Genomic DNA, 18,212 nt, shown 5'->3' with positions numbered 1-18,212 from the left:
AAACTACGACCAAACAAACTATGAAAATTAAATGCTTGATAATTGATGACGAGCCGTTAGCTGTAAATGTGATTAAAAATTATCTTGAGCAAATAGATAATTATGAAATCGCAGAAACTTTTAACAATGCGATCGATGGATTAAATTTTCTTAAAAACAACAATGTTGATGTTATTTTTCTTGATATTAATATGCCTGTTCTTGATGGTATTAATTTCATAAAAAGCTTAGAAAATCCACCATTAATTATTATTACCAGTGCTTATGATGAATATGCCTTGGAAACTTATGAGTTAGATGTTTTAGACTATCTGGTAAAGCCTATTGAAATGCCTAGGTTTATGAAAACCTTAAATAAAATTACCAAACGTCTTGAAAACGCAAAAAAAATACCGGTTAGCGCTAATAAAGAAACTCCTTTTATCTTTATTAAAATAGACAAAAAGAAAATGAAGAAAATTTTTCTTAATGAAATTTTAATCATTGAAAGTTTAAAGGATTACTTAAAAATAAAAACATTTTCTGGCTCTTACATCGTCCATTATACCTTAAAGGATTTTACAAACTTACTGCCTCCAGGCGATTTTATTAGAATTCACAGATCTTACACTGTAGCTATCGACAAAATTGATGCTTTAGAGGGAAATAGTGTGGAAATTGAAGGTTTAAGATATGTTATTGGACGCTCTTATATTGATGAAGTAAAGCAAAAAATTTTAGACGCTTCTGTTTAGTATGTTTATAAAAAGGAAGATGGTTACCTCTAATTCAATAGAAACAACCATCTAATTAACCAAACTCAAATAACATAAACTAAACAATAAAAAACTATAATGAGTTCGTTCTTAACTTTTAAAAATAGAAGCGTTTAAACGCTTCTATTGCCTCGTAATCTGCTAAACCAAGGTCTTTATATTTTTTTGCTGTTTCGCGATTTCTATCTTCGGCACGTACCCAAAACTCACGATTATCATCACCTTGAAACATGACACCATCTTTTTGTGATTGGTGATAGAATATCGACTGACGTTTTTTAAGCACCTGATCCGGACTCATAGGAACAGCCATATCTATCTGGTAAGGTTCCCATTCGTGCCATGCACCACGATATAACCATACCCAGCAATCGTTCATATAACTTTCTGGCTTTAATATTTTTAAAGCTTCAAACAAAGCATCTAAACACACTTTATGAGTTCCGTGTGGATCTGCCAAATCACCTGCTGCATAAATTTGATGAGGCTTAATATCATCTATTAAATCGCACATAATTTTAATATCCACTTCAGTAAGTTTCCCTTTTTTTATGGTTCCTGTCTCATAAAACGGAAGTTCTAAAAAGTGAACATTATCGTCTGATAAACCTACATATCTTGTAGCCGCTAAAGACTCACATTTTCTAATTGTAGTTTTTAATTTTCTTACCTCAAGAGTATCTATATCATTTTGAGATTTATTCTTTAAAAAATGAATAATACTATCTACTTCGGCTGAATCTGAATTCAACACTTTAGAAACTTCTACAAATTTTAAGGCTTCCTCATTAGACACTGCTATATTTCCTGAAGTTTGATATGCCACGTGAACTTCATGCCCTTGCTCTACTAATCTCGCAAAGGTTCCGCCCATAGATATGACATCATCATCTGGGTGCGGACTGAAAATAATCACTCGCTTTTTAGCTGGCTCGGAACGTTCTGGTCTGCAACTATCATCCACATTTGGTTTTCCTCCTGGCCAACCTGTAATGGTATGCTGCATTTTATTAAACATTTTTATGTTCAAATTATAAGCAGAACCTTCTTCGGTTAATATGCTGGACATTCCATTATCATTATAATCCTTGTCCGTAAGTTTTAAAAATGGTTTTCCCGTTAGCTCACTTAACCAAATTACGGCTTTACACTTCAATTCATCATTCCATCGACAGGATTTCACCAACCAAGGCGTTTTTACCCTTGTTAACTCATACGACGCTTCAACATCAAGTACAAATGTGGTATTATTATGTTCTTGTAAATATGTAGCAGGAACGTGTGAAGATATTTCTCCTTCTATGGCTTCCTTAACAATACCCGCTTTATTGATACCCCAAGCTAAAAGTACAATGCGTTTGGCTTTCCTTACCGTTCCTACTCCCATTGTTATTGCCTTTCTAGGTACATTTTTTAAGCCTAAAAAAGCAGGAGCTGCATCTACTCGCGTTATATAATCTAAATTAATAGCTCTGGTTCCTGAATTTATATGAGAACCTGGCTCATTAAATCCGATATGTCCTGTTCTTCCTATTCCTAACAACTGAAAATCGATACCTCCATAAGATTGAATTTTCATTTCATAATCAATACAATACTGATGCAAGTCCTGATCACTTACAGTACCATCTGGAATATTTATATTCTCATGTAAAATATCGACATGATTAAAAAGATGATCATGCATAAAATAATAGTAACTCTGAATATTATCTTTATCCAAAGGATAATACTCATCTAAGTTAAAAGTTACCACATTTTTAAAACTCAATCCTTCCTCACGGTGCATTCTTACCAATTCCTCATACACCTTTACAGGTGAAGAACCAGTTGCCAACCCTAACACACAGACTTCGTCTAATTCTTCTTTACGACGAATTAAGTTTGCTATTTCGTGTGCTACTAAAACCGATGCTTCTTGCGACGATTCAAAAATAACATTGTGAATTTTTTCAAATCGCGTTTCTTCAAACTTACCAGCCTCGCTGTAACTTATTTCCTTAGATTTATTTATTACCGTATTAATCATAAACATGTCGATTACTAATTAAATGATGGTTATCTAAGTTACCTATTACAATCTGTTTTGTTTTTATAATTTCGACTAATAACAACAGAACTGCTCCAAAGGAAATATTTTTAAATACCTAACAGGAGAATTTAGTTTTCTAATGTTTCCTGTACATCTAATTCAGCTATTGAAAAAATATGCTTGTCATCAATCCCTGATTTTGCAACAAATTTTATGTAACGAGCCTTTACACTATTAAATGTTTTTAATTGCTCTACCGGATTATTCTTAATGTTGGAAAACTCTCCCTCAGATTGTTTTACCCAGAGTTTATTATCTGTGCTTGTATAAAACTCGTATTGAGAAATTAAATTTAAATCATGCCCCAACTGCTTAGGAAAATAAGAAAACCCCTTAATACTTAAAGTCTCTGTCATATCAATTACAATTTCTTGTGGGTTATCTGGATTGTTTTCTCCAAAAGTCCAAAATGTATTTCTATCACCATCAATAGTTCTGTCTGCAGATTTAAAGTCCTTTGCTGAACTGGAAATCACTTTCCATTTTCCTTTAGCCTTTCCATAATTTACAGTTTTCACCTTACTACTTACACCTTCTTCTTCATTATAAGACATAACTTTTAATGTAACCGCCTGTGGCGCTTTAATGGATTTTGAATAAAGTTGACTATCTACTGTTGGCTCCGTTCCGTCCAGGGTATAGTAAATTATATTATCGCCTTCAGCTTCAACAGTTATCTCTCCTGATTTATCACGCGTAACTTTAGGCATGGTTACTAAAGTTGGTGCGTTATATGCTTTAATTGCAGAAATAACTAAACTTGATTTAGACTCTGTAAAATTTACCCTAAGAGCTTCTGCTTTCACTCTTGGTAAACGTAAAATCCTCTTGTAACCAATAGTGGTTTCGCTTGCTATAGTTTCCCACTTGCCGTTTACTTTAACTTCAACATTAAATGCTTTTACTCGCTGACCTAACTTAATATACTCCTGAAATTCTAATCGATTTAATTTCGTTGGTCTTTCAAATTCAAATAGAACTGAAGCTGTGCTTATACTATCATCAGTAGCCCAATAGGTTTCTTTATTATCATCTACTAAGTTGTCTGTGGAATATGTTTCGCTATTACCTCGAATATTATCAGCTGAAACTTTACTGTTCGCTAAAAGTTCTTCTTTGAAATCTGCTTTAATTACCGCGGTAAGTTCCTTTAATCTGGCTATGTCATTTTCATTAACAAGTCCGCGCTTATCTACTGGAAGATTAAGTAACAGATTTGCATTTCTTCCAATCGACTCGTAATAGATATCCACCATTTCTTCTAGTGGTCTGACTTTATCGTCTTCAGATTCATGATAAAACCACCCCGGACGAATTGATACATCGGCTTCTCCTGGTACCCATTTTTCACCGTCTTCATGGCCATTCATAAATTCGGAATAATGGACTTTTCCCGCTAACTCATCTTTTTGTCGTAATAAACACCAATTGGTTTTTCCTGCTCTTCCTCTTTCATTCCCTATCCAACGTGCTTCTGATGGCCCAATACCCCAAACCAAAGTGTTGGGAGAAATATCGTAAATCATTTTATAGGTTTCATCCCAGTCGTAATACTCTAAAGTATTTATTTTTCTTGTTTCATTAGCTCCTCCGTAATAACCATCACCACCATTAGCTCCATCAAACCACATCTCGAAAACATCACCGTAATTGGTTAACAATTCCTTTAACTGATTTCTGAAATATGTGATATACTCTTCTTTTCCGTAACCTGGGTGATTCCTATCCCATGGCGATAAATAGATACCTAGTTTTAAACCATATTCCTTACAAGCTTCAGCCAACTCTTTAACTACATCGCCTTTACCATCTTTCCATGGTGAATTTTTAACAGAACGCTCTGTGTATTCTGATGGCCACAAACAAAATCCGTCGTGATGCTTTGCTGTTATGATAATCCCTTTCATACCCGCTTCCTTTGCTACTCTAGCCCATTGTTTGGCATCCAATTCTGTTGGATTAAATAATTCAGGAGATTCATCTCCGTAACCCCATTCTTTATTAGTAAAGGTGTTTAAAGAAAAATGGACGAAGGCGTAAAACTCCATTTCATGCCATTTCAATTGTTTTTCAGAAGGTGTTGGACCATATGCTTTTGGCTGCGCAACTGCGTCTTTACAACTGTATAGTTGAATAAATGCTAGCATAATAATCAATAAGCCTTTGTAATTCATTATTTAAGTTTTTAGTTATGTTCAGTAAGATTATTTCAATTCGGATGAGATGAACACATCGTCAATTAAATACATAGATTTATTTTGTTTCTCATCTGCATTTTCAAGCGGAGGATATTTCACTTCGTTAGGTGTTTCTCTATTAGGAATGTCTCTATATGCTCCGGTTCTAAAAGATATTCTTTCTACAGATTTAACCGCCATAACAGTTGAAACTTCCGTTAAAACCTGTTCCTCATTAACAAACAACGAATAACTTCCTAATCCAGCAGTATTCATCACTATTTTTATATTGTACCATTTCCTTAGGTCCAACTTCAATATAGACTTCATGTTAGAGCCTTTAGAAGCATTTAAAACTCCGTTTTTATCTATAGATATTTGAACTGGTCGATTGCCATATCGATCTGTAATATCAATATCAAACTGCGTCGTGTCAACACTTTCCAATTTCAGTTTAAAACTTACGCTTACCTGAGTTCCTTCTTTAAAAATGCGAATAGCACGGCTATAATCGTAATAATCTTCATCAATTAGTTGCAAGCATTGATTGCCTCTATTTTCTTTAATCAAACTTACCGGAGCCCATTTTGGTGAATACGTATTCCAATCTATAATGTGCCCTCCCTCTTTCATGTTTTCAAAATCATCATGAATGTCTTCTTCTACAACATATTTAACAGGAACCGGTATACGAGACATCCAAATATCCTCCTTGTTCATACTATAAGTCATCCACATATCATCGCCGGGTGGATTTCCATTTCCTTCTGAAATTCCACGCATATAGCACGGTCCGAAATCCTTCCATCTTCCAAAAAAACGACGCGGTGGCACTTCTCCCTGCACTAACAATAAGTTATCATAAACAATTCCATCATCACTTGTCACCAAAGCCATCGGGAAACGATATTGTGTTTGGTCTATAGGATTATAAGACATCGCATATTTTCCGTCATCAGTTTGCTGCCCCCATACTTTTCCTCCAGACATAATTAAGGTTTTTGCCTTAACGGGATTTGAAAAAGTTTCTCCTTCATCATCAGACAAGGCTGCATAAGACTTTTTCCATAGCCCTACAACCTTACCATCTTTTCTATGATACCATGAAAACGCCTGCTCTCCTTTGTTAAATGAATAAAAACCATCATCACCATTATCTTCTTCAAACCATTGCAAGGTTTGTAACTTATTGCTAAGTAGTGCCTCACAAGCCTTAATAAAACCTTTGTCTTTAGAGGTTTTATAAAATGGATAAGACGTATTGGTTTCATTCCATTTTGTCTGACTATCATAACGAATGAAATAAATTGGTCCGAAGCTACCGTCTTTATATATTTCTCTAACAACCCTACCAATCCCATTTTCTCTAAACGGATTTTCGGAATGCCCATAAAATGCGAGGGTTAAAAACCGTCCGTTTGGCGCCACATAAAAACCCATACGCTGATGCATCATATACCCAGTAGCTCCTTCTTGCAATGCCACACCTTTAGGCGCTTGATATGGTGGAAAAATAACTTGAGGAAAACTCCATTCTTTTCCATTCTTCGATGTTATTAATAGTGTTTGAACCGGAGGAACATGTTCATCTGATTCTCCACTTAAATATTGCTGAAAAAACTGCCCATTCCAATACGCTAAATTTGAAGCGTGATTATAGGTCCATCCAAAACCATCACTCCATTCAGGATGCGTTCTGTTCGCTCTCATGGTTTGAATATTTTCTACGCCAATAGCATATCGTAAACCGCCTTCATGTGTAAAACGATCTATATGTATCCCTCCAGCATAACGTAAAGGTTCATAGACACTTCCCGTTTGACCAAATACAACTTGAAATCCTCCAAAAAACACCCCAACTACTAAGATACCTGCTTTAAAACGTTTAAAACAATTAGGGCGAGTGATTTTTATTTTAGTGTTCATTTTTAAAACCTTGTGTTATCGGAATAAACAAGATTAACATAAATAGCTCACGCTCTGCATTTTTTTCGACGAATGCGTCTTTAAAAGTCCTATTTGAAATATTATTCTTTATAACATTTAGATAATTAAAAGTAGCGCTCGTCGAAAAAATATTTATTATTGTCAACAAAAAAATTATTTTTCCTTCAATTAAAAACTAAACTAAATATTAAACATGAGTGAAATTAAACACGTTCCTGTGGTTGAGAAAAAAATGCTCGTACCATTTATTCTAGTCACTTCGCTTTTTGCTTTATGGGGTTTTGCAAATGCCGTAACCGACCCTATGGTGCAAGCTTTCAAAAAAGTATTAGAACTATCTAACTCGCAAGCCGCCTGGGTTCAAATGGCATTTTACGGTGGTTATTTTTGTATGGCGCTTCCAGCGGCCATTTTTATGAGAAAGTACTCTTATAAAGTTGGAATTTTAATTGGATTGGCTCTTTATGCGACCGGCGCTTTATTATTTTATCCAGCTGCAATTACCGAAAAGTTTTGGTTTTTCTGTTTGGGTCTTTATATTTTAACCTTCGGATTGGCCTTTTTAGAAACCGCAGCCAACCCTTATGCCTTAGCTATGGGTGCTAAAGAAACAGCTACACAACGTTTAAATCTCGCACAGGCCTTTAATCCTGTTGGATTAATTATTGGGTTATTAGTCGCTCAACAATTCGTGTTAAAAAATTTACAATCAGATGACATTGCTGACTTTAGTGTTTTAGATGAAGCTTCTAAACTATTAATAAGAACCTCAGATTTAATAGTGATTCGCAACCCTTATGTGGTTTTAGGTTTAGTTATTTCTGCTGTATTCGTGTTATTTTTAGTTAGTAAAATGCCACAATCAAAAGATGAGGGAAATACTCCAAAAATTGGAGAAACCTTTGGTATTTTGGCTAAAAACAAAAAATACATTCTAGGAGTTTTAGCTCAAATTTTATATGTAGGTGCTCAGATTATGTGCTGGACCTATATTTATCAATATGCAGAGGCTATTGGTGTCGATAGCGTCACAGCCGGATATTATCAGATGGCAGCATTTATACTGTTTACTGTTGGAAGAGCTGTTGGAACATACATGTTACGTTTTGTTAGCTCTGGTAAACTTTTAATGTCTTTTGCCTTATTGGCCGCTTTATGTGTTTTAGGAGCAATTGTTATAAAAGGTTCTGTTGGACTTTATTTCCTTGTTATGATTTCATTTTTTATGTCTTTAATGTTCCCTACAATTTACGGAATTGCATTAGGTGATTTAACCGAGGAAGAATCAAAAATTGGGTCAGCGGGACTAGTTATGGCTATTGTAGGTGGTGCTTTATTACCAAAACTTCAAGGTGATATTATTGACCTTGGCGGACATGGTGTTGCCGACACAACAGTTTTAGGCGTTTCAGAAATCAACTTTTCGTTTGTCTTACCGCTTATTTGCTTTTGTTTTATAGCCTGGTATGGTGCTCATGTTTATAAAAAGCATGAATAAATAATATTCTTTTAAAAAAAAAGCCTGATAACAGTATCAGGCTTTTTTTTATTGATACCCATAAATATCTTTTAAAATTTCAATATCTCCATTCTCATTAAGAACCCTCAAATCATATCTAATTGTTACTTTAGTATTGATAGGTGCATAATAATAAATCACCCAGGCATCAGCCTCTTTAGTACCGATACATCCATTAGAATATGCTTTCCCTAAAGTCTCAGGATTGGTCGTCGGGTGAATCATTTGTCCGTATCTAATACCATTTAGCTCGGTTTCTATAAACGGAATTTGCGGAACTAAAGTGATTTTTTTATCATCTCGTCTGGTTACAGTATAATCATGATTATTAGCAGGATTGGCATATCTCGGATCTTTATTATAACCTACAATACTTCCCGTTCCGGTTTTAGTTCTTAAATCCTCCTCTCTGCCTGACATCTCAAGAAACTTCTTTTCATTTCGTCCTACCCGAATAGGAAACTCATACATCTTAACAGCATCGTGAAAAATACGAAGTTTAAATTCAGGGATATTGATATCTATTTGAGTGTGATTAAATACATTTTGAAGGGAATCTGCCGTATGTGAATCAGGTAGCCTAATTCTATTTCCTTTTGGAATTACAATCATCTTTTTTTGATTGTACACAAAGGAATCTCTCGCTTTCATTCGGTAATAATCGGTATTTTGAAGTGTATCAATAATCCACGGGTTATTTCTAACCAAAAGATGCTCCGTTAAAGTATAAGCTGTTATAGAATCATATACCGTTACAAGTGAATCCATAAATTGAAAATAACTCTCAACCAGAATATTTCGATCTACCTGAATATATTCGGGGTAAATTTGCTCTTTATCTCTTGAATAAACCTTTGTATTCTGAGCTAATAGTGAATTCGATAAAAGCCAAGTAAAAACAATCAGAAATGCTTTAAAAAGTTTCATATCCATTGATACTTTAAATCTTTTACACGGCTTTCTTAAGGTAATAATTTATAATATCGGCAGTTGAAACAATTCCTACCAGCTTATCGTCTTCTAAAACAGGTACGGCATGATAATATGCTTTAGAAAATACTTTTGCAGCATCTTCAACACTCGCACTGGTAGTTAAATAAAAAGGCTTAGCAGTCATGATATCTTTCACCTCCAAGGTTTTATAAACCTCATGATTATCTTTCAATCCGGCTCCTGCGATGTTGTACATAAAGTCCACCAAACTAACCATACCCACCAGTTTATCATTTTCCAAAACCGGAATGTGATGATGCCATTTTTCTTTTTCGTAAATATGTTTTACATCTAAAAGCTTTTGATGCGGTGATACCGTTACCACATCTCTAGTCATTACTAATACAATTGAATTGGTTTTCATGGCGCAATTATTTAGTTTATCCAACACTTAAAGTTAGAACTTAAAGCGCTTTTCTCACATGATATATATCATGTTAAAAAACCATAATTGTTAATACATTTAATACAAGTATAAGTTAAGTGTAGTCTTACATACAAAAGATTAACAACAACTAAAACAGCACATTTTCTTCTGTAAATATGATCAATAAAAAATATAGTTATGAAAACTAAAACCATCATAGAATTACTCACTTTAAGTTCTAGTTTATATGTTTTGGCCAGAGACACTAAATTTTTAGAAAAACTAAATGAGTATTCCGAAAAAGGAAAAGATAACATCAACAAAGCAATGGCCGAATCTCAGTTGGATGAAAATGGAAATGAACTGGAATTTATGGATAAGATTTTTTTAAAAACCCATGAATTCAAAGAAGAATTAGATACTAAAATTGAAGAACTGGTGGCTAAGTTTTATAAAAAAATAAATGTAGCTCACTTAGATGAAATCAAAGCCCTAAATGAAAAAATTGAAAAGCTGGACACAGCTGTTGCGCTTTTGGAGGCCAGATTGAACAAAATGGAAGCTTAATACCATGGGAATCGTAACCGACATAACAAAACGTTTTAAATCCTTTTCCAGATATAACCAGATTCTTAAAGTCTTGATGAAATATGGCTTTGAGGATTTAGTACATTATCTGGAAGAAAACAAACGCTATACTTTCATTCAAAAATTCATTCCTAACAGCACAAAAAAACATGTTGCACAGTATAGCAAATGGGCTAAAATGCGATTAGTTTGCGAAGAATTAGGCCCTACTTTTGTGAAGTTTGGTCAAATTTTAAGTAACCGCCCCGATTTGGTTCCTTTGGAATTGACCATCGAACTTGAAAAACTTCAGGACAATGTACCTCCTATGTCTGAAGATTTAGCCAAGGAAGTTGTGGAAACCGAATTAAAAAATTCTGTAGAACATCTGTTTGCTTGGTTTGAGCCTACCCCTTTTGCATCGGCTTCAATGGCACAGGTTCACAAAGTAACCTTGCACTCTGGCAAACGAATTGCTTTAAAAATCCAACGTGCAGGCATTCATGATGTTATTGTTGAAGATATTAAAGTCATGTACAAAATTGCCAGAATTCTAGAGCACAGAATTCCTTCATTAAAAAGTTTTGATCCTGTTGGCTTAGTTAAAAATTTTGAATCCTCTATTTTAAAAGAACTCGACTTTATTCATGAATCCATTAACGTTCAACGATTTTATAATAACATTAAAAAAGACGATTCTTTGGAACAATTTGCTCAAGCTCCTAAAGTGTATCAGGAATTTACAACCTCAAGAGTTCTGGCATTGGAATTTGTATCTGGAATTAAAATTGATAGAATTGAAGAACTTAAGGCTAAAAATGTTGACACGAAAATTATTGCCAGACGTTTAAGCATTAGCTTTTACAAACAAATTTTCGAATATGGTTTCTTTCATGCCGATCCACATCCTGGCAATTTATTAGTGCTCCCAAACAACCATATTTGCTATTTAGATTTTGGCATGATGGGTAGTATGCTCCCTCGAGATATTACAATTTTTGGAAGATTATTTATGGCTATTACCGATAAGGATGTAAAGAAAATAATCAAAGTCTTACAAGCTCTTTCCAATAATGCTCCAATTGCAAACCGCAGAGATCTGGAGTTTGATATTAATGAGTTTGTAGAAAAATATTACGTGCGTGATATTCATGATAACGAAATGAGCACGGTACTATTGGAACTAAAAGATATTATTATTTCTCACGGATTAAAAGTGCCAACTTACTTTTTCCTTTTTGCACGTTCCTTAGTAACCATTGAAGGTGTTATTGAAAAACTGGATACGGATTTAGAACAATTTGAAATTGCAAAACCCTATTTAACAGCCAGTGCCACCAGAAAATACAATCCTATAAAAATGGGAAAAAAAGTCATAAATTCTATTGTAGAACTTACCGATTATATTGAAGAATTTCCAATGGATTTAAAAAATGCCATTCGAAAAATAAATTCTGGTCAAATAAAAGTAGATCTTACCCACAAGGGCATTGATCCTATGGTTCACACCCTTCAAAGAATAACTAAACAGCTCATAACAGCCTTTATTATGGTTGCTTTAATTGTTGGCGCCTCTCTGTTTATAGCCTTTAAAATTCTTCCGCTTTGGAAAGGTATATCTGTAATTGGAATTATTTGTTTCGTCATTGCTTTTCTATTAGGTTTTGGCATGCTCTCTAATATAAAAAAAGGCGATTACGATTACTGAAGAGTATTCATAAAATAACGTTCCACCAAAAAAGAAAAGCACAACTTTAAATTGTGCTTTTCTTTTTCAGAGAGGTTATAATTAGTTTGGCATTGAAAATGCTTTTTTAAAATGGTCGTAGGCTGCAGATATTTCATTTTGAAAATGCTCCAATTTGGTTTCTTCTTTCTTTTGGGTGTATTTACTTCTAAACTTATCTATAAAAGTATTGAAGTCTTTTTTCCCTTGTTCGAAAGACGCCTTAGCCTCCGGTTTTTCCTTATTGAATTTTTGCTCTAAAATTTCCAGTTGTATTTTAAACTGCTCCATTTCAATAAGCGTTAGTGCATACATTCTATTTAACGTTTCGTTGGTTTTTATTTTAGTTTCTATATCATGTATTATAGCCAGCAGCTGTTTTTTTTGTTTTTTAAACATGTCTTTGGTTTCTGCTTTACCTAATGCTAATTGTACACGAAGCTGATCGAATTTAGTGTGCAATTCTTCTATTTTCTCTTTAACATCTTTTATTTTATGTTCGTTATCGTGAATGAATTGATTAAATTTTTTCTTAACCTCTTCATATTTATCTTGAGCCTCTGCTTTTCCTAAAGCAGCCTGTACCTGAAATTCCTCAAGTTCGGTAGCCGATTTTCTAAGAGCATCTATTACCCGATCGACAAAATGAATATCCTTGTTTTTCATGACTATTTAGTTTAAGATTCTACTAAATATCATAACAAACTAACTGTTTTGCAATGAGGAATATCAGTTTTAAACCACTTTACATATACTTTTCCTTTTAAAGGTTAGTAATATTTGTTTTACACTTAATTTTAGTAACTTAACCTAATTAACCAAATGATTTTAATCATTTTATATGTGTCATTGCTATTATAACTTTAAATATAGAAACACATGCAATGCTAAAACCAACTAAAATAAAATCCTTTTTTATAGAAATTGGTGAACTCACTTATTTTACCAAAAGGTTCTTTAAAGAGCTTTTTAATAAACCTTTTGAATTTAATGAGCTACTCAAACAGTGCTATAACATTGGTAACCGGTCTTTATTATTAGTTGGAGTTACGGGTTTCATAATTGGCTTGGTTATTACTTTACAAACCCGTCCCACTTTAGAAGAATTCGGAGCGGAATCGTGGATGCCTTCCATGGTTAGTATTTCTATAATTCGTGAAATTGGCCCTGTAATTATTGCTCTAACCTTCGCTGGGCGTATTGCTTCTGGTATTGGTGCCGAATTGGGATCTATGCGTGTTACCGAACAAATTGATGCTATGGAAGTTTCAGGTACCAATCCGTTTAAGTTTTTGGTAGTAACTCGTATTCTGGCTACCACTTTAATGCTTCCTATTCTGGTTGTTTTAGGCGATGCCATTGCGCTTTACGGGTCTTACATTATAGAGAATTTAAAGGGAGACGTTTCCTTTCTGTTATATTTTAATAAGGTTTTTAATGCTTTAGAGTTTGGAGATTTAATCCCAGCGACTATTAAAACCTATTTTTTTGGATTTGCCATAGGACTGGTAGGCTGTTTTAAAGGATATTATTGCGAAAAAGGTACGGTTGGTGTAGGTTTAGCAGCCAATTCGGCGGTGGTTTTTTCATCCATGTTGCTCTTTATTATCGACTTTATAGCTGTGTTTGTAACCGATATTTTCTTTGAAATTTAAATGATGATCGAAACACATAACATATCACATTCAATTGAAAGTTTACAGGTTAAACAACCTATTCTTGAAATCAAAAATTTGAAAAAATCGTTTGGTGATAAAGCAGTGTTAAACGGATTCAACCTAAAACTATACGAAGGTGAAAATCTCGTAATTATGGGCAGATCGGGCGCGGGTAAATCGGTAATGGTAAAATGTCTGGTTGGTTTAATGCTGCCCGATTCCGGTAGCATTAATGTTATGGGGCAAGACATCAACACCTTAAATCGCATGGATTTAGATAAACTTCGAACCGAAATCGGATTCCTGTTTCAAGGAAGTGCTTTATACGATTCTATGACGGTTCGGGAAAATTTAGAATTTCCGCTAAGACGGCACAAACACAAATTTGGCAATATTACGGACACCGAACCCCTGGTTTTAGAAGCTTTAGAAAATGTTGGTCTTGCAAACACTATAGACCTTATGCCCAATGAGCTTTCCGGTGGTATGCAAAGACGCGTGGCATTAGCCAGAACATTAATACTAAAACCTAAAATCATTTTATACGACGAACCTACAAGTGGTTTAGACCCGATTACATCAAAAGAAATTATAGAACTCATGCGTCGCGTACAAAAACAATATAAAACGTCATCGCTTATAATTACCCACGATGTCGATTGCGCACGTGTCGTATCGGAACGGATGATTTTATTGGTTGAAGGTGTTAATTATGCCGAAGGTACTTTTGAAGATTTAAGAGCTTCTAAAGACGATAAAGTAAAAGCATTCTTTAAATAAATATTTAGAGTCATGAAACAAACAAATAATCAAAAACTGAATTTAGGCCTTTTTGTTGTTATTGGTTTAATACTTTTTGTGGTTGCTGTCTATTTAATTGGCAACCGACAAAACATGTTTGTTAAAACCTTCTCCATAAGTGCTAATTTCACTAACGTAAATGGCCTTATGCAAGGTAATAATGTAAGGTATTCGGGTATTAATATTGGAACCGTAAAAACCATTTTCATGATTAACGATTCTACCATAAACGTAAATATGGTTATCGATGAAAAAATGGTTCAACATATAAAAAAAGATGCGATTGCCACCATTAGTACAGACGGACTTGTGGGTAATATGATTGTAAATATTATTCCAGGAAAAGGTGATGCTGAAATGATTTCATCGGGCGATGTAATTAAAACCTACACGAAAATAGGCACGAGCGAAATGTTAAACACCTTAAATGTAACCAATGAAAATGCCGCCCTATTAACAGCAAAATTGCTTAATGTAGCCGATGCCATGTCGGATGATAAAGGAACCTTGGGTATGTTGATTAACGACACTTTAGTAGCCTCAAATTTAAAACAAACCGTAAACCAATTGCGAATCATGAGTATTGAAGCCAATAAAGCCATGCGAGAATTAAATACTATAATAAACTCCGTGAATTTTGATGAAAGTGTTGCAGGCAAATTGCTTAACGATTCTATTGAAGCCCAAAAAGTAAGTGCTGTACTTACAAACCTTGAAACCTCAACCGAAGAGATTAAAACAGTCATTAATAATCTAAACGAAACGATTTCCGACTACAGAAATGGAAATGGCGCGGTAAACTACCTTTTTAACGATGAAGAATTTGTAAAAAACCTGGAGCAATCCATAAAAAATATAAACGAAGGCACGGATAACTTCAATCAGAACATGGAGGCTTTAAAACACAACTTTTTAACTCGTGGTTATTTTAGAAAATTAGAGCGTCAGCAAAAGAAAGCTGAAAAAGAAAACAACTAAAAGCATAATTGTATTTGTATCATACTTTTAGTTGTTCTTTAGAAAATACTTAGGCGTATTCAGGGTAGAATTTAACTTTTAAGTTATTAATAACCTTAGTTACTCCAGGTGCGAAAAAAGTGGCTCTTCGAGCTTCTTCTTTTTCGGTAATAGAGTGCACTGTTCCGCTTAAGGTTACCACACCTCCACTAACTTCTACCTGAATGTTTTTAGCTTCAAGATCAGCCGATCTTTCAAAGGCTTTGGTAATTCTGTCTTTAACTTCCACAGGTTCTACACGTTGTTTTATTTTAAGATTATCTACAACGCCTTTAACACCATGTAAGTTTTCGACAGCTACCTTGGCCGCGGTTTTTTGAAAAGACCATTCTACCTCTCCTGATAAATAAACCCAGGCATTTTCTACTTTAATGCTAATTTTATCTTCAGGAAGGGAGGAATTCCATTTAATAGCATCAACCACTACTTTAGCAATCTCTGCATCTGATTTTCCTTGTCCTGTTTTAAAATTAACTTCGATATCTTCTGCCACGGCTTTTACTCCATAAACACTTTTAGCTGCGCGTTCTGCTGCCATTTTCTTTGCATATGAATCTACCACGCCGTTTAGAGTCACTATACCATCTTTTACAATGACCCCTATTTGAGTTTCATCTATACTTGATTGCCACGCTAATTCGTCAAGCACATCTTGTTTTATTTGAGAATCTGTTTTCATAATTTTAAGATTTAATATTTTATCTGGTCTAGCTATGTTTAACACATTAGAATCATAAGGATTTTACATAAAATCACCATGATCATCTACTTTTATTCTAATACGTTTATCACCATTTTCTAATGTAATTTTGTACATTTTTTTTATGTTGTCTGGTTCGTAATAATTCACCAAATACACATTTTTTGAAACAGTCCATTGAGGAAATCTTTCAGCAATCGATTCTTTTATATGTATTGGTAAATCGATATCTTGAAATCTTTCAGCTGTTCTTATTAGATGGCTATGCTCATCGTAAGTTGCTAATATTTTTCCTTTTGGAATGATAAAAAACACTCTGTAAAATTCATTGTCTTCTGAATAGACATCTAATTCTTTAACGTTGAAATCGCTAACTTTTAACTCTAACTGTTCAACGTCTACCGCCAAATCTTCTGAGCCCGTAGCATCCAAATATTTATAGTTGTGAACTAAAACTACTGTTGGTAATTGAATGGGATCTTGGGCGTGCATAGGGATGGTTAATCCCAAAATAAACAAACCAATAATTAACTTTTTCATGATTCTAATCTTTACGGGTTAATACGATTAAATCTATTGAGATAATAAAAAATGTAAAATGATGAACATCAGTTTTTTACACTTACAACCCAAAAGCCTAAATCATAAAATCATGATTTTAAAACCCCTATTGATTCGAGTGAAGTTCTAAATAAGTAATCTCAGGACGCATACCTAATCGGCCAGGAAAACCAATCCAACCCAGTCCCCTGTTAACATGTAAATACTGCTGATTATGCTTATATAAACCTGCCCAATGTTTATACTTGTATTTTATGGGACTCCAGGTCATATTTTTATAATTGAGTCCCAATTGCATACCGTGTGTATGTCCTGACAAAGTAAGAGCGATAGTGGTATCTTCTATTACTTCTTCATTCCAATGCGTGGGATCGTGAGATAATAAAATTTTAAACGGAATATGTAAAGCCGATTTTAAAGCCTCGGTTAAATTGCCATATTGCTTAAACGGTGGTTTTCCCCAGTTTTCCACACCAACAATGGCAATAGCTTCTCCTTCGCTCTCCACAATCTCCGACGAATTAAGTAATAATTTAAAGTCTACTTCTTTATAAAAATGCTTAATTTGATTTAAGTTTTCCTCTTTTTCCTCATTGTTATTCCACTTCGAATAATCGCCATAATCATGATTTCCTAAGACTGCGTATTTTCCTTTTTTTGCCAATAGTTGATTAAACACTTTATCCCAGCCTACAAGCTCCCAGGCGTAGTTGTTTACCAAATCACCCGTAAAAAAAATATAATCTGCATGCAAATCATTAATCAGATTCACAGCTTTCTTTAACACCTTGTATCGCTTATTAAACCCTCCCAAATGCAAGTCGGAAATATGCACAATCTTTAATCCTGCAAAGGCTTCAGGCAAATGATCAAAATACAATTTATGCTTATAAATTTTAAAGCGATAAACGGCTCTGAAAATACCATAGGAAATAGCCAGAAATGGTAAAACTCCTGAAAGCAGACCAACTAATGGTATGACCACTAAAGACTGATTTTCTGAAAACATATAATTCCCGAAAAACAGCACGGATATTACAATAACAAAAAGAATTTTCGGAATAAATGATGACACTGTTAGCCCGTATAACGATGAGATTAAAAGATGTTTTCGTTGTGGATTGATATCATCTAAAGTTACTTTTAGAACAATTATGGCACTTATCAACCCTATAGAAAAACACCAGAATAGTATAAAAATACTATTTTTCAGAAATGACGAACTTATAAGTTTAGTAATGTTTTGTAACCAGTAAAACGACAGCACATCAACCAGTAAAACAGCAGCGCATAACAGTAATATGGTAAATAACGAATAGCTGCGCATTAGAG

16 protein-coding genes are annotated in these 18,212 nt (G+C 34.1%); 7 read left to right on the top strand and 9 right to left on the bottom strand.

Annotated elements, in window-relative coordinates; all coding sequences use genetic code 11:
- Nucleotides 1-20: 20 nt before the first annotated feature.
- Nucleotides 21-734 (top strand): LytTR family DNA-binding domain-containing protein, encoded by a 714-nt coding sequence (locus NO995_RS07830; RefSeq protein WP_240575038.1) that lies wholly within the window; start codon nt 21-23, stop codon nt 732-734.
- A gap of 118 nt (nt 735-852) precedes the next feature.
- On the opposite strand, the gene nagB is transcribed toward NO995_RS07830, so the two are convergent.
- The 3 genes from nagB to NO995_RS07815 all read right to left on the bottom strand — a co-directional run bounded on the left by nagB (nt 853) and on the right by NO995_RS07815 (nt 6,950).
- The gene (nagB, locus tag NO995_RS07825; protein WP_258227021.1) at nt 853-2,784 is read right to left on the bottom strand and encodes a glucosamine-6-phosphate deaminase; all 1,932 of its coding nucleotides are present in this window, start codon (nt 2,782-2,784) and stop codon (nt 853-855) included.
- Between the two features lie 131 nt (nt 2,785-2,915).
- Entirely contained in the window at nt 2,916-5,021 is a 2,106-nt protein-coding gene (locus NO995_RS07820; RefSeq protein ID WP_258227020.1) for an alpha-L-fucosidase, read from the bottom strand.
- Between the two features lie 30 nt (nt 5,022-5,051).
- Nucleotides 5,052-6,950 (bottom strand): six-hairpin glycosidase, encoded by a 1,899-nt coding sequence (locus NO995_RS07815; RefSeq protein WP_258227019.1) that lies wholly within the window; start codon nt 6,948-6,950, stop codon nt 5,052-5,054.
- A gap of 214 nt (nt 6,951-7,164) precedes the next feature.
- Here NO995_RS07815 and fucP point away from each other — a divergent pair, with 214 nt between their 5' ends.
- On the top strand, nt 7,165-8,469 hold the full coding sequence (fucP, locus tag NO995_RS07810; RefSeq protein ID WP_258227018.1) for an L-fucose:H+ symporter permease: 1,305 nt from the start codon (nt 7,165-7,167) through the stop codon (nt 8,467-8,469).
- 48 nt (nt 8,470-8,517) lie between these two features.
- Here fucP and NO995_RS07805 read toward each other — a convergent pair whose 3' ends face one another.
- Complete coding sequence (locus NO995_RS07805; RefSeq protein WP_258227017.1) at nt 8,518-9,417, bottom strand: L,D-transpeptidase; 900 nt, start codon at nt 9,415-9,417, stop codon at nt 8,518-8,520.
- Between the two features lie 22 nt (nt 9,418-9,439).
- Nucleotides 9,440-9,847 (bottom strand): HPP family protein, encoded by a 408-nt coding sequence (locus tag NO995_RS07800; protein ID WP_240575044.1) that lies wholly within the window; start codon nt 9,845-9,847, stop codon nt 9,440-9,442.
- 201 nt (nt 9,848-10,048) lie between these two features.
- On the opposite strand from NO995_RS07800, the gene NO995_RS07795 reads away from it, so the two are divergent.
- Both NO995_RS07795 and NO995_RS07790 read left to right on the top strand, forming a co-directional pair.
- Nucleotides 10,049-10,417, top strand: coding sequence for a hypothetical protein (locus NO995_RS07795; protein WP_258227016.1), 369 nt, complete (start codon nt 10,049-10,051; stop codon nt 10,415-10,417).
- Nucleotides 10,418-10,421: 4 nt separating this feature from the next.
- On the top strand, nt 10,422-12,125 hold the full coding sequence (locus NO995_RS07790; RefSeq protein WP_258227015.1) for an AarF/ABC1/UbiB kinase family protein: 1,704 nt from the start codon (nt 10,422-10,424) through the stop codon (nt 12,123-12,125).
- Nucleotides 12,126-12,206: 81 nt separating this feature from the next.
- On the opposite strand, the gene NO995_RS07785 is transcribed toward NO995_RS07790, so the two are convergent.
- On the bottom strand, nt 12,207-12,809 hold the full coding sequence (locus NO995_RS07785; RefSeq protein ID WP_240575047.1) for a hypothetical protein: 603 nt from the start codon (nt 12,807-12,809) through the stop codon (nt 12,207-12,209).
- 218 nt (nt 12,810-13,027) lie between these two features.
- On the opposite strand from NO995_RS07785, the gene NO995_RS07780 reads away from it, so the two are divergent.
- Genes NO995_RS07780 through NO995_RS07770 form a run of 3 tightly spaced genes read left to right on the top strand, consistent with a single transcriptional unit; the run spans nt 13,028 to nt 15,580 of the window.
- Nucleotides 13,028-13,798, top strand: a complete 771-nt coding sequence (locus NO995_RS07780) for an ABC transporter permease (protein ID WP_240575048.1) — start codon at nt 13,028-13,030, stop codon at nt 13,796-13,798.
- A 3-nt stretch (nt 13,799-13,801) separates the two neighbouring features.
- Nucleotides 13,802-14,581 (top strand): ABC transporter ATP-binding protein, encoded by a 780-nt coding sequence (locus tag NO995_RS07775; RefSeq protein ID WP_258227593.1) that lies wholly within the window; start codon nt 13,802-13,804, stop codon nt 14,579-14,581.
- A 12-nt stretch (nt 14,582-14,593) separates the two neighbouring features.
- Nucleotides 14,594-15,580 (top strand): MlaD family protein, encoded by a 987-nt coding sequence (locus NO995_RS07770; RefSeq protein WP_240575049.1) that lies wholly within the window; start codon nt 14,594-14,596, stop codon nt 15,578-15,580.
- A gap of 49 nt (nt 15,581-15,629) precedes the next feature.
- Here the strand turns inward: NO995_RS07770 and NO995_RS07765 are convergent, their stop codons facing one another.
- The 3 genes from NO995_RS07765 to NO995_RS07755 form a co-directional block, all read right to left on the bottom strand.
- The gene (locus tag NO995_RS07765; protein WP_258227014.1) at nt 15,630-16,298 is read right to left on the bottom strand and encodes a BON domain-containing protein; all 669 of its coding nucleotides are present in this window, start codon (nt 16,296-16,298) and stop codon (nt 15,630-15,632) included.
- 63 nt (nt 16,299-16,361) lie between these two features.
- Nucleotides 16,362-16,859, bottom strand: coding sequence for a nicotinate-nucleotide adenylyltransferase (locus NO995_RS07760; protein WP_258227013.1), 498 nt, complete (start codon nt 16,857-16,859; stop codon nt 16,362-16,364).
- A 127-nt stretch (nt 16,860-16,986) separates the two neighbouring features.
- Nucleotides 16,987-18,207 carry a metallophosphoesterase gene (locus NO995_RS07755; RefSeq protein ID WP_258227012.1) on the bottom strand — a complete coding sequence of 407 codons (1,221 nt, stop codon included), beginning with the start codon at nt 18,205-18,207 and terminating at the stop codon, nt 16,987-16,989.
- Nucleotides 18,208-18,212: the final 5 nt, after the last annotated feature.

Source organism: Aestuariibaculum sp. M13, assembly GCF_024723255.1.
Classification (GTDB): domain Bacteria; phylum Bacteroidota; class Bacteroidia; order Flavobacteriales; family Flavobacteriaceae; genus Aestuariibaculum; species Aestuariibaculum lutulentum.
This window is presented reverse-complemented; position numbering and strand designations above follow the sequence as displayed.

Bases quoted from the DNA above. Each gene is read 5' to 3' on its own strand.
- NO995_RS07830 (WP_240575038.1), top strand. From the start codon at position 21: ATGAAAATTAAATGCTTGATAATTGATGACGAGCCGTTAGCTGTAAAT.
- nagB (WP_258227021.1), bottom strand. From the start codon at position 2,784: ATGATTAATACGGTAATAAATAAATCTAAGGAAATAAGTTACAGCGAG.
- NO995_RS07820 (WP_258227020.1), bottom strand. From the start codon at position 5,021: ATGAATTACAAAGGCTTATTGATTATTATGCTAGCATTTATTCAACTA.
- NO995_RS07815 (WP_258227019.1), bottom strand. From the start codon at position 6,950: ATGAACACTAAAATAAAAATCACTCGCCCTAATTGTTTTAAACGTTTT.
- fucP (WP_258227018.1), top strand. From the start codon at position 7,165: ATGAGTGAAATTAAACACGTTCCTGTGGTTGAGAAAAAAATGCTCGTA.
- NO995_RS07805 (WP_258227017.1), bottom strand. From the start codon at position 9,417: ATGAAACTTTTTAAAGCATTTCTGATTGTTTTTACTTGGCTTTTATCG.
- NO995_RS07800 (WP_240575044.1), bottom strand. From the start codon at position 9,847: ATGAAAACCAATTCAATTGTATTAGTAATGACTAGAGATGTGGTAACG.
- NO995_RS07795 (WP_258227016.1), top strand. From the start codon at position 10,049: ATGAAAACTAAAACCATCATAGAATTACTCACTTTAAGTTCTAGTTTA.
- NO995_RS07790 (WP_258227015.1), top strand. From the start codon at position 10,422: ATGGGAATCGTAACCGACATAACAAAACGTTTTAAATCCTTTTCCAGA.
- NO995_RS07785 (WP_240575047.1), bottom strand. From the start codon at position 12,809: ATGAAAAACAAGGATATTCATTTTGTCGATCGGGTAATAGATGCTCTT.
- NO995_RS07780 (WP_240575048.1), top strand. From the start codon at position 13,028: ATGCTAAAACCAACTAAAATAAAATCCTTTTTTATAGAAATTGGTGAA.
- NO995_RS07775 (WP_258227593.1), top strand. From the start codon at position 13,802: ATGATCGAAACACATAACATATCACATTCAATTGAAAGTTTACAGGTT.
- NO995_RS07770 (WP_240575049.1), top strand. From the start codon at position 14,594: ATGAAACAAACAAATAATCAAAAACTGAATTTAGGCCTTTTTGTTGTT.
- NO995_RS07765 (WP_258227014.1), bottom strand. From the start codon at position 16,298: ATGAAAACAGATTCTCAAATAAAACAAGATGTGCTTGACGAATTAGCG.
- NO995_RS07760 (WP_258227013.1), bottom strand. From the start codon at position 16,859: ATGAAAAAGTTAATTATTGGTTTGTTTATTTTGGGATTAACCATCCCT.
- NO995_RS07755 (WP_258227012.1), bottom strand. From the start codon at position 18,207: ATGCGCAGCTATTCGTTATTTACCATATTACTGTTATGCGCTGCTGTT.